Genomic DNA, 12,548 nt, shown 5'->3' with positions numbered 1-12,548 from the left:
CTTCACTCAACTCCCGTAACCGTATTTATAGAGTAACTGAACCAGAACCCGGAAACCTTTCATCAGGTCCTCTTCAGCTGTATATTCAAGGGGATTATGGCTAATGCCATCTTGGCTTGGTACAAAGATCATCGCTGTAGGACAAGCCGGCTGAAAGATCTGCGAATCATGTCCTGCGCCGCTTGGCATGTGTATATAGGATAATTGCTCCACTTCACAAATATCACGAATGTCTGACGTAATCTGTTCGTTCATCGGAATAGGTGTGACAGACAAGTGCTCCTCCCAGTTCAGTCCGAGCTGTTGCTCGGCTGCGATTCTGCTAAATTCCTGTAGCATATTGTGCCAGCATCGATCAATGCTCTCTTGCCTGATATGCCGGATATCGAGCGAGAATACGGCCCGGGATGCAACGACGTTACCCACACCCGGATCGGCTGTTATTCGTCCCACTGTGGCTACAAGTGGTTCTCCCGCTTCAAGCGCAATGTTTCTTACGGCTGTAATCATTTCGGCTGCACCTGCAAGTGCATCCTTGCGCCAGGCCATCGGTGTAGTTCCGGCATGATTAGCTACGCCACTTACTGTAATGCTAAAGCGTTTCTGGCCTACAATATTCGATACAATACCGATCGAATGGCCCAATCGTTCAAGGACCTGGCCTTGCTCGATATGAAGTTCGATAAATGCACCGTATGTGTGTGAAGCCATTCTATAGCTACTATCTGGTCCAAAGCCTGCATCATGTATTGCCTGTGCAAAGGTAATGCCTTCTTGATCCTTCAAATGCTGAACTTCTTCCAGCACGCTTACCCCCGTTATACTTCGTGATCCCCAATAAGCGAAGGGGAATCGACTACCTTCTTCCTCGCATAGGGACACGACTTGAAGCGTTCGTTTGGGTGCCCCAAAATTTTTCTGTAGATACTCTAGCGCGAGCACTCCTGCAACTACGCCATATGCACCGTCATACTTCCCACCTTGTACCACGGTATCGATATGGGAACCCGTAACAATCGGCGCCTCTTCCATTCCTGTTCCTGAACCCGTACCGTGCAGAGTTCCATACAGGTTGCCCGATTGATCAAATTCAGGAGCCAATCCTTTCTCCTGCATTTTTGCCGCAAGCGCATGCTGTGCCTTACACCATGCTTGGTCGTACAAAAGACGTGTCACACCTCCCTGGGGATCAGCGCCATATGTAGACAACCAGTCAAGCATGCCTTGCAGCTGCACCTGCTCCAATTGCGGCAAAGCCTGGGTGGGACGTTCCGTACCGGAAGGCATGTGTACTTCAAAGTCCGTCATGATACCCCTCCGTTCCTTCAACACCAACCGGAACAGATGAGTTAGCACGGATAAATCGTCCCACAGGTTCATCCGACAATCCTGTTTTTGAACTGTATACTCGTGTGCCCCGGCAGAACACCTCTACAATGCTAGAGGAAAACGTGCGTCCCACATAAGGACTCTGTTTATGTGTGTAGTGCAGGTCATCCGTATTTAAGGTGGTACTCTTCTCCCAATCAATTAGTACCAGATCCGCATCCTTGCCGATGGCTATCTCACCTTTACTCTCCAACCCAAGTCTTCTGGCAGGTTGCAGAGCCAGAACTTTTCCGAGCAGCGGAAGGGCTACATTTCGCTGAAGATGTCCTTCTTCCAACATGAGCAGCAGTGTGCTTTGCGCACCCGAGATGCCACCCCAGATTTCAAAGAAATTATCAGATTGTTTCATCGATGGCGGACAGGGTGAGTGGTCGGATGCGATAACATCAATCAGACCTGCTCCCAGCGCATCCCATAACCGATTTTGCTCAGCCATACTCCGCAAAGGTGGCGCACACTTCGCTACAGCTCCCAACCGGACAACATCCTCCTCTGTCAGAGTCAGGTAATGGGGACATGTTTCAGAAGTTACATCCTGCCCGCGCTGTTTTGCCTCTGCAATCAGATCAAGCGCTTCCCGTGTACTGATATGAACAAAATGCAGGGCACATCCGGTTTGCTCCCCATATTGCAGCGCTCGTGACACCGCCCGAACCTCTGCTTCTGCAGGGCGAGATTGCACGTAATCCATCGGTCCGATTCGTCCATCCGCAACACTTCTGGCCCCAAGTTCAGCAACCATCGCTTCGTCTTCCGCATGAAGCGCCAGTATATGGTTTAGCTTTGCAATCTCGTACATGCCATTCAAAAGTGTATCGTCATCCGCTCTGGCGAAGATGTCTTCCCCTTCTCCGCCAGGTTCGGACATAAATGCCTTGAATCCCGCCGCACCCATATCGGCCAAAGGTGCAAGCTCGGCCCGATTGCCGGGAACAAGTCCTCCCCAGAACGCATAATCAACATAGGATTGACCGTCGGCTGCTTTCATTTTCGACTCCCAAGCCTCCGGTCTAATCGTTGGAGGGACACCATTAAGCGGCATATCGACATACGTCGTAATTCCACCAGCAGCCAGTGATGCGGATCCCGATTTGAAACCCTCCCAGCTCGCGAGTCCAGGTTCATTAAAGTGAACATGTATGTCCACAGCCCCCGGCATCACTGTGAGGCCAATTGCTTCTATTATTTCAGTATCTTCATCACCCACCAGGTGTGAGGACAAAGCTGATATTTGTTCACCAGTAATCCCAATATCCAGTTCTTCCACGCTATCTCTCAACACAACCCGGGAACCCCGGATGATCGTATCTAATCTTGTCATATGGATGACCCTCCTCTGATCAGAACTGGATTCGTATATTTCAGCTTCCCCGGTATGTACTGTAACCTCCAGGCGCAATCAACAGAGGAATGTGGTAGTGACTTGAAGCATCGGATACGGCAAACCGGATCGGCACAACCGTCCATAATACCTGCCCTAATTCTTCAAGAGATCGCTGTGCGTAATATCCCTCAACGTTGAAATGAAGCTCGTAGACCGCTTGCTCAAGCTTCCCGCCTTCAAGCAAAGGTGCATCCAGACGCCCATCGGCATTGGTCAACGATTCAGCAACTTTCATTTTGCTTTCCTTCTCGCCATCTCTGTGTAATACAAAAAGTTCAACCCGCACGCCTGCGGCCGGAACGCCCTTGGAAGTATCCAGCACATGCGTAGTAATCCGTCCTCCAGCTACCGACATCATGCCTCACCTTCTCTCTTCGAGCCCCTCTGGTCAGCCTCTAGATCATCCCTTGTCATTGAGAAACCCTGAAACCCATAAGGAGGCCTGGCCTCGGTGAATACTTTGCCTTCTCCTTCTTTTACTTCCTCCAGCACCGTTTCCCATGTCCGATTGTTGGATTCAAATGAAACCTCACTGAGCTGTCCAAATCGTCGCAATAGCCTTAGTCCAATCTGATAAATTAGATGCTGAATGGATGCCGAACGACACGCATGGAACACGGCTGCAGCTACATCTCTTACCTGCTCCGCCGCTACATAACGTCCGCGCTGATCGTCCATGCCATCTCTCGGGTCTTCGTAACGCCAATTGATATTCAGGAAAATGAACAGTGGACGGTCCCATGTCTCGGGTAAGGTGGTGTGCTCATCCTTGACGAAACCGGCAAATTCACTGCCTTTGACCTTAATCAGCCTGATATCTGCGACACCACTGAAATGATTGCTCAGTTCAACCTGATTTCCTTTTCGCTGCGCTTCAATTGCAGCCGTCGCGCGATCATTCTGGGAATAACGGAATACCAGCTCGCTTGCACGAAGGCTTCCTTCTCTGCGAACAGGCACATCTTCAAAAGGAATCTGATCTGCCGTCATTTGCACTTTGGTCATCTGCGGATATGTCTCCAGAAAACGTCGGCTAACGTAAGCGAGAAAACCCTCCACCGTAGCTCCGTAGTAATCCGCAGCATGTTTCAGGATGAAATTCTTCATTGAATCCGTTGCAACGACGCGAGAGTTATCTCCTTCGATAAAAGAAGGCAGAAATTCGTCGCCTTGCACGGCTACTTTAATGTTTAATCCGAACAGGATATTATTCCGTCCGGTGAATGGAGATTCCGGGATGGACTGAATACCCGTCAACGCTTTGGCGTATGAGCGGTACATCCATACATCTCCTTTGCCGTAATACATGGTCCGTTGCTTTACTTCGGATGGCTTAAATTCAATCTCATGTTCATGACCAATCTGCACCAGCCACTGCTCCAATCGAATGGAAGCAATCTTGAACACTTCCTTCAGGGCGGTCTGGAATTCCTCCCCTCTTCCTCTCCCATTGCGCTTCCGCATGGACTCCAGGATGGACTGAGCTGTGTGACCTTTCACGGCCAATATAAAAGGAAAGCCGAATTGGCTTGTATATTCTTTGTTTAGTTTACTAAGTTCGTGATATTGCTCCGACGAAAGTGAATTAAGCCCTGCACCAGCCTGTTCTTGAACAGAATTGCTGCTCATGCTGATCCGCGCACCGAGATCCGGGTGATTGCAAAGCAACTGCAACTTGACCTTCTCATCGGATGTCTGAACTGTGTTCTTCATGACATTCATCATGTGTTCAAAAGAGTCAAATGGCCGTGAAGGCCAGGAACGCTCCGCCACCCAAGGTGATTCTTCGAATAGTCCGCCAAACGTATGCACGAACTGTGTGATAGACCAGTTGTTAACGAGTTTAATGAAGTCGCCCATGTTAGAACCTCCGGTCTTCTGTGGATTGTTGTTTTTCATTTTAAGTGTCTCTCGATACTGCGACAACAATATTTACGTAATTTTGTAATATAACATAACATCAGTTATGTGATTTGTTAGCAATGCACGGGATTTGGTTGTTCAAATGTAATGAAAAGCTAAAAAACCGCACTTCCTCAAGGGAAATACGGTTTTATCTGACATGCCTGTTTCATTGTCATGCTGCACAACACTTGTTCTGGATAATGATTATGATCATAAAAGTATTTACGTATTAAGTAGGTCCACTCTTCAGTTAATAATGCTGCGAATACGGCCTAGCCGTAGTTTTGTCCCGCACAAACTTACGGAAGGTGAATACGAGCTTTAATTTTAGCAAATCATTAGTCTTCTTAAAGTCCATTTGCAGCAAACTTCCGACTTTCTCCATCCGATAGGTAACGGTGTTCCGATGGACAAACAGTTGCTTCGCAGCTTCGTTAATGAGCCCATCATTCTCGATAAAAGATTCCAACGTATTCATCAGCACCTGATTGGGATCGCCGTCCCTGGCCAGTAAAGGCTCAAGTACTTTATTACAGTAATTCTCCATGATGTTATCCGGAACATGTTGGAATACATAGGCGAATTCCAGCATCTCAAACTGGAGAGCCCGATCCTTCATACCGAATCGGCGAGCCAGTTGGCGGGTATCCAGACATTCCTGATAGGCTTCGCGTAGCGACTTCGGCTCATGCTTCATTTTGCTGATCCAGAAACGCGGTGCAGATGCTCCCTTGGCTTCCTGTGCTGCAAGAACGTCACCGAATCTATTAAGCAGGAATGCTGATAATTCCTCTCCATAATCCCTCCCCGTTGGACAGGTATAGATGGATAGTATGCCATCTTCGATCTGAAAATGCTGTGAGGCCGTGAATTGCATAAGCGGATTGTACTGCAACTCACGGTGGATCTGCTTCAACAGCTTTCCTTCTGCAAAAACAGACGGTTCCAGTGTGGTCAACACGCATTGGTAGGTCCCCTGAAATAGATGAACGCCTTTATTCTCGCTGAGATTGGTGAGTTCATCTACCGTCATTTTGTTATCTAGATATTGGGTTAGCAGTGTACGCATCTCATCCTGAACGGTGGGGTTAATGTGTTCTCGATAGGTCATATCCATATAGAATGCCAGGACATCCGCAGCCTGCTGAAACAATTCTTCCTCCGCTCTAAGTGACAGCGCCGAGTCTGTGAAGACGAGCAAAAATCCGTATTCTTCATCATTCTGCTTGATGGGTACCCGGTGGCAGCTTCCCTGATTCCATTTCACTCGGTGCATGACGGATTTCCAAGGCCAACCTTGTACTACAGCATCTCCCGCAATACCTTCGCTACCATAGAGCACATGTCCGCGGGAGCCAATAACCGCAAGTGGATAATTCAACACGGTAGCTAGTTCGGCAAATACATTCCGATGCTGTTGCTGCTGCAATGCAAACTGCATCAATTTTTTCTGTTTTTGCACCACCTCGTGCAGTAAACGATTGCTGCGTTCATGTTCAGCCTTGAATAACGCATTCATCTGGTCTGAAAATGTAAACTGAAACGGCAGTTCCAGTAGCGGTAACCGCAGTCGATCTGCTTCCTCGATAATCCCTTGCGGAATGGCCTGCCAGAAGCGGCCCAATTTAATGCCAAGCCCAGCACAACCACGTTCGTTCAGGCGGCGCATCAAACGAAGTGCATCGGTCTCGTTGTCTTTCATAATAAATGCGGTTGTGAACAGCAGTTCTCCGGATTTGATCCAATCCGCTATATCTGGAGCGTCCATGACGTTAACGGATTTCATCATCCGCGAAGTCCCTTCCCCACCTGCAACCAGTTTGGCCTCAGACAACGGGTATACCTGTAAAGCCTCTTTAACCGTGAGCTGCATGGACATTACCTCCCATATATATAACGCATGAAGCCGTTTATATCTCTTATTTGGAATTGAACAAAAGTTCCATACTTGGTTTTAACCATTTTATTGAAATAAACCTTGATTGTTGTTAAGTATTATAACATCATTTTTATTTTAATAGCTTACATGAAAAAAAATAAAACCCATGACACAATTGCAGCAATCGTTGCGCAACTGGCATAGGTTTTATTTTTGAGTTAATACTGTTGAATTTCAAACGGAAAAGATCAGATACCCAATGTTTCATGACTCAGCCATAATTTCATGCGGGAGAGTACCTCTTTCATATTGAGCGGTTTGCTAATATAATCCGAAGCTCCTGCCGCGATACATTTATCACGATCTTCTTTCATGGCTTTGGCAGTCAAAGCAATAATAGGGAGCTTCTTGAGATTCAATCTATCACGGATCTGGCGAGTGGTCTCATACCCATCCAACTCTGGCATCATGATATCCATCAAGATAATATCTGGATTTGCTTCTCCGCTCTCTAACATCTCCAGACACTCGTAGCCATTCTGAGCTGTTATCACTTTCATGTCATACTGCTCAAGGGCATTTGCCAAGGCATAAACATTTCGAATATCATCATCGACAACGAGAACCTGACGACCATTCAATAATGATTCTTCAAGTGGAGTCAGCAACATCTCGATTTTGGTTGAATTCATTCCTGAAGCACTGTTTATTTCAGGAGCAGTCACAGCAACCTCATTCAAGAACAATCTGGAGTTCTGCATAACCTCAGGCTCTTCCCTTCTAAGCGGGAGGAATAGGGTGAAGACACTTCCTTGTCCTTCGCGGCTCGTTGCCGAGATTGATCCTCCCAACAGATTGGCAAGGGATTGAGAGATCGATAGTCCCAGTCCGGTTCCACCGTATTTTCGAGCTGTGGCTCCATCGGCCTGTTTGAATGCATCAAAGATCTGCAGCAGTTTGTTCTCCGAAATACCAATTCCGGTATCACTAACCGAGAAAGCTATAACATCCGTCTCTGCTCCGCTCCCTTCAGGATTGGACAGACTCACTCTGGAAATAGTTAAGGCCACTTCTCCTTCATTGGTGAATTTGAATGCGTTGGAAAGCAAATTTCTCAGAATCTGATGTAACCGCATCTCGTCGGAAAAAATCGTTTCCGGCAGAGGGCTTTGAAGCTGAATACGGAAATCAATTCCTTTTTGCTCAGCCGTTTTCAGGAAATATTGATTCATCGCTTCGGGCAGGCTTCCAAGATAGACATCATCCAAGTCCACTTCCATCTCCCCGGCCTCCACTTTGGAAAGATCGAGAATATCGTTAATCAGATTCAACAGGTCCTTGCCTGATGCATGGATCACCGAAGCATATTTCTGTTCTTCACTGTTTAAGTGCTGATGCTTGTTCTCAGCCAAAATCTCGGACAGAATCAGCATACTGTTCAGCGGAGTACGCAGTTCATGCGACATATTCGCCAGGAACTCAGACTTGTAACCAGAGCTTGTCCGTAACTGATCCGCTACTTCTGCAAGTTCACTGGCAGAGGTCTCAGCCGCATTTTTCTGCAGTTCCAGACGCTCGTTCAACATGTGCAGTTCTTCAGTCTGCATATGTAACTCTTCCGTCTGAGACACCATCTCTTCGGTCTGTGCCTGCAATTTCTCCGATTGTGTCTGTAATTCTTCATTCAGTACCTGGGATTCATCATACAAATGCTGTAATTCCATGCGTGTGACGGTGGAATGAAGCGACACCCCGAAGATTTCGATCAGTTCGGTTAGCAGCTTTGTTTCCTTAGGTTCGATTGGCTTCATGGAAGCCAGTTCGATTACAGCTATCGTTTTACCTTCAAATACCACAGGTGCTACCGTGAGTGATGCAGCTGACGCATCACCAAGACCCGATGAGATACGAATATAATTTTGAGGCAAGTCGTTCATTTGCAGAACCCGCTTCTCAATTGCACTCTGACCAACTAATCCCTCACCCGGTGCAACGGACACTTTACCAAGGGAACGCTCTTTCTCGCCATCTGCTGCATACGCAGCTACACGAATGAGACGATTCTCTTTCATCGCATATAACACGCCATACGGGGCTTCCAACAGGATCGCGACCTGGTTTAGGAACAAGCGTGACAGTCCCTCCAGGCTCGTAGGGTTCTGCAGGAGCGTGGCGATGTTGGCAACCTGATCCTTAAGTCGATTCTGTTCCTGTACCGTGTCCAGCAATATATTGGTCTCTTGGCCCAAATCACCGACTTCATCATGTGTTCGGACAACAATACGCTGTGTAAGATTGCCGCCTTGGGATATGTCGGTGATGGTTTGTTTGACTTCACGCAGGGTTTTGACGATATTACCCGAAATGACAAGCGCTGCGGCTACAGATAGTCCAGCAACGACAGCCCATAAGGTGTACATAATCGTAAGCAGTGTGGAGCTTCGTTCGGCGAGCTCAGTCACCCGACTCTCCGTAAGGCCCATCTCTGTGTTGCGGAAGGTTTCAAACTGGGACCGTAACAGATCAATTTCGCTTTTCCCCGGATCGGAATGGAAAAAATCAATAACTTTCTCCTGATCCCCTTGTCTTTTTAGGGCTACCGAGGCTGTTCCGGCAACATCAATCCAGCGGACAATATGTGATTTGATGTTCTCCAGGCTCTTCTGCTGGGATGGGTTATCGCTAACCAGCTCATACAGTTGGGCATAATTGGAGTTCCATTGGGTCATTGCTTGGGTGTATGGCTCCAAATAACTTTCTTCCCCGGTAATCATGAATCCCCGCTGTCCTGTTTCCATATTCAGAACATTTTTCTCAATTGCGTTGGTCAGGTTATGCACTTCCAGGTCGTGGTGGCTGATAAAATCGATTTCCTTCTGCGATGCATCAATTTGGGCAGATAACACCAGCAACACAGCACCAAATAACAACACAACCACTAGATAGCCCAATAGAATTTTGGAGCGTATCGTGAATCTTCTCTTTTTCGACAACGCAGAAACCTCCAATGAAATAAACAATTCCGATCGATTAAAAAAACAGTCGCATATGTAGTTTATATGTATACGTATAGACTGACAAGTATTAGTTCACGAAACCTCACGAGCTAAAAAACGACCTGCGGATGCAGGTCGCTTGTTTATTAGAATGAAGTTCGCATGATAATGATTGATTAGGCTTTCGGGGCAATCATTTTCGCTGGATCAACATACTGATCGAATTGCTCTTCCGTAAGCAGACCTGTCTGCAAAGTGGCTTCTTTCAGAGACAGTCCTTCCTTATGCGCAAGCTTGGCAATTTTGGCTGCATTCTCATAACCGATGTGCGGATTAAGAGCAGTAACCAGCATAAGCGAATTATTCAGATTATGTTCTATCTGACTGAGGTTAGGCTCAATACCCACCGCACACTTATCATTGAATGCAACGATGGAATCAGCGAGAAGCTGAACAGATTGCAGGAAGTTATAGATAATAACCGGTTTGAACACATTCAACTCGAAGTTACCCTGACTTGCCGCGAAGCCAATCGCCGCATCGTTCCCCATCACTTGCGTAACCACCATGGTCATCGCTTCGCTCTGGGTTGGATTCACTTTACCCGGCATAATGGAACTGCCCGGTTCGTTCTCTGGAATACGAATCTCTCCCAGACCACTTCGTGGGCCACTAGCCAGCCAGCGAACATCATTGGCAATTTTCATTAAGTCAGCTGCAAGCGCTTTAACTGCACCGTGAGCGTAGACCACTTCATCATGACTTGTAAGCGCATGGAATTTGTTTGGAGCGGATACAAAATTCTTGCCGGTATGCTTGCCAATTTCTTTGGCTGTATAATCACCAAAGTCAGGATGTGCATTAATTCCGGTTCCCACAGCTGTACCACCAATTGCGAGTTCTTTCATATAATTAACACTATCCCGGATCATGCGTTCACTCTTATCGAGCATCGCTTCCCAGCCACTGATCTCCTGACCGAGTGTAATTGGCGTTGCATCCTGAAGATGAGTACGTCCAATTTTGATAATATCTTTGAATTTTTCCGATTTGTCTGCAAAAGTGGCTTTCAGCACCGCGATTGCCGGCAAGAGCTGATCTTCAACAGCAAGTACACCTGCAACATGCAGAGCCGTTGGGAATGTATCATTGGAGCTCTGGGACATGTTCACATCATCATTCGGATGCAGACGTTCTTCCTTGCCCTTTTGTTCCAGCAGCTGGTTACCCAGATTGGCAATGACCTCGTTTACGTTCATGTTGGACTGTGTTCCGCTACCCGTCTGCCATACCACGAGCGGGAAATGATCATCAATTCGGCCTGCAATAATTTCATCAGCGGCATAAGCGATTGCATCCGATTTGGCAGCGGACAATTTACCTAATTTATGGTTACTGGCAGCAGCGCTTTTTTTCAATATGGCAAGAGCACGTACAACTTCCATCGGCATATGCTCGCGACCAATCGGAAAGTTCTCCTTGCTGCGCTGCGTTTGAGCTCCCCACAGCCTGTCGGCTGGTACTTTCATTTCACCTAACGTATCTCTCTCAATGCGGTATTCCACTTGCTTTTCCTCCTCCAAAAAGATGGTTTGGGTCTCTACAAAAATACGTATACATTCTTTTCTTCACAGCATCTTGCATCTGTTGATTCCAAAATTAACTTTGGGCTTTATGCAAAATGCTTTTATGAGCAAAGCTTGTGTATCTTGTCATATTATACATGATTGCCTGACCGGTTTTCACCTTTTCGACAAAAATGTAAGCGTGACGCAAAATGTCCGAGTATTTATTTTTGCGGTTTAATCGAATAAAGACGGCTGGTTTGCTCAAATAATTCGCCCGGCTCAAGACCAATCAGACCGATCTCTTCAGCAGGAATGCCTTGTACATTCGGGGCATTAACCAGGTTCATCTGTGGCTCAGGACAGAAGAATCCGCCAGTCATATTGTTATTCCAGATCATCCAGTGCTTGTATGACGTGCCTACATCGTATACCAACTTGTCACCGGTACGATGATCGGTAAGCTCCATATAGTTTCGCCCATTCTGCGGTTCTGCAGTGTAATGGTTGTCCATGGCTGCAAAAAACGGACTAACACCCTCACCCTTTAATTGCTCTTCCTCTGGTGTAAGCGGTTGAAATTGTCCCGTAGGCAAAGAACGTTCATTTAATTCACGACGCTGACCAATCGTTATTTTGGCCGTGTAATCGGATGCATGGCTTTCAGGAGCAAAAGGTACGCTAATGGCTGTATGGAATGCGAACAAATTCGGCATACGTTCCTTCCCGTTATTGCGGACATTCAATTGCTGCTGAAGTCCCAGACTACTCAGCGAATAACGGAGTGTCACTGTAAAGGTGAATGGCAGGTATTTGTAGAACACATGTCCTTCTTTCACTTCCTGACTAAGCAAAACATAACTCTCTAGCTCGTTAGATCCGTAGCCCTCAACCTTCCACTCGGCATCATGGAGAAATCCATGCAGATGGTTGCCTGTAGCTGGTTCGTTTATAGGTAGTTGATAGACTTCGCCGTTCCAAGGGAATCGACCATCCTCATAGCGATTTGGTGGAGAAAGAATCGGTATACCGTAAACGGCAGGTGCAGCCATAAACTCGTCCATATGTTCCTGGTCTGGCTCACGCAAATAGCGGAATCCCTGCTCTGTATCACGGAAAGCAACAAGGTTGGCACCCACGCTCGGAATAACAGCTGCTTCGAATTGATTAAAACGAAGCCAGACGGCTGGTATACCTCCAAATTGTTCTTCGAAAGCTGCATTTTGCTGTGTCATCGTTATATGTACCTCCTGCATACTAAGGTTATATTATACGGCTCGACTATATCATGACCACGCACAAAATACCAATCTATGATAGAGAACAAATTCATAATAGAACGACAAAAAAGACAGCTACGATGCTCCGTGGCTGTCTCCATCCCCTTATGTTGCCGTACTGAAATCATTCAAGATTTCAAAGGTATGCCC

At 46.9% G+C, this 12,548-nt stretch carries 8 protein-coding genes; all 8 read right to left on the bottom strand.

Annotated features, from left to right (window positions below; all coding sequences use genetic code 11):
- Positions 1-6: 6 nt before the first annotated feature.
- On the bottom strand, positions 7-1,308 hold the full coding sequence (locus BUA17_RS05880; RefSeq protein ID WP_083584591.1) for a Zn-dependent hydrolase: 1,302 nt from the start codon (positions 1,306-1,308) through the stop codon (positions 7-9).
- Positions 1,295-2,710: an allantoinase AllB gene (allB, locus tag BUA17_RS05875; RefSeq protein ID WP_072732904.1), complete on the bottom strand. Its 1,416-nt coding sequence runs from the start codon at positions 2,708-2,710 to the stop codon at positions 1,295-1,297. The genes BUA17_RS05880 and allB overlap by 14 nt, the downstream gene beginning before the upstream one ends.
- A gap of 40 nt (positions 2,711-2,750) precedes the next feature.
- Positions 2,751-3,131: a hydroxyisourate hydrolase gene (uraH, locus tag BUA17_RS05870; RefSeq protein WP_348537060.1), complete on the bottom strand. Its 381-nt coding sequence runs from the start codon at positions 3,129-3,131 to the stop codon at positions 2,751-2,753.
- Positions 3,128-4,672, bottom strand: a complete 1,545-nt coding sequence (gene pucL / locus BUA17_RS05865) for a factor-independent urate hydroxylase (protein WP_244552080.1) — start codon at positions 4,670-4,672, stop codon at positions 3,128-3,130. The genes uraH and pucL overlap by 4 nt, the downstream gene beginning before the upstream one ends.
- 256 nt (positions 4,673-4,928) lie before the next feature.
- A complete protein-coding gene (locus BUA17_RS05860; protein ID WP_072732901.1) occupies positions 4,929-6,551 on the bottom strand; it encodes a PucR family transcriptional regulator in 1,623 nt (540 codons plus the stop codon).
- 254 nt (positions 6,552-6,805) lie between these two features.
- Positions 6,806-9,550 (bottom strand): CHASE3 domain-containing protein, encoded by a 2,745-nt coding sequence (locus BUA17_RS05855; protein ID WP_072732900.1) that lies wholly within the window; start codon positions 9,548-9,550, stop codon positions 6,806-6,808.
- Positions 9,551-9,729: 179 nt separating this feature from the next.
- A complete protein-coding gene (gene fumC / locus BUA17_RS05850) occupies positions 9,730-11,118 on the bottom strand; it encodes a class II fumarate hydratase (protein ID WP_072732899.1) in 1,389 nt (462 codons plus the stop codon).
- Between the two features lie 224 nt (positions 11,119-11,342).
- A complete protein-coding gene (locus BUA17_RS05845) occupies positions 11,343-12,353 on the bottom strand; it encodes an aldose 1-epimerase (RefSeq protein ID WP_072732898.1) in 1,011 nt (336 codons plus the stop codon).
- Between the last annotated feature and the right edge of the window lie 195 nt (positions 12,354-12,548).

Origin of the sequence: Paenibacillus sp. ov031 (assembly GCF_900143165.1) — a bacterium.
GTDB lineage: Bacteria > Bacillota > Bacilli > Paenibacillales > Paenibacillaceae > Paenibacillus > Paenibacillus marchantiae.
This window is presented reverse-complemented; position numbering and strand designations above follow the sequence as displayed.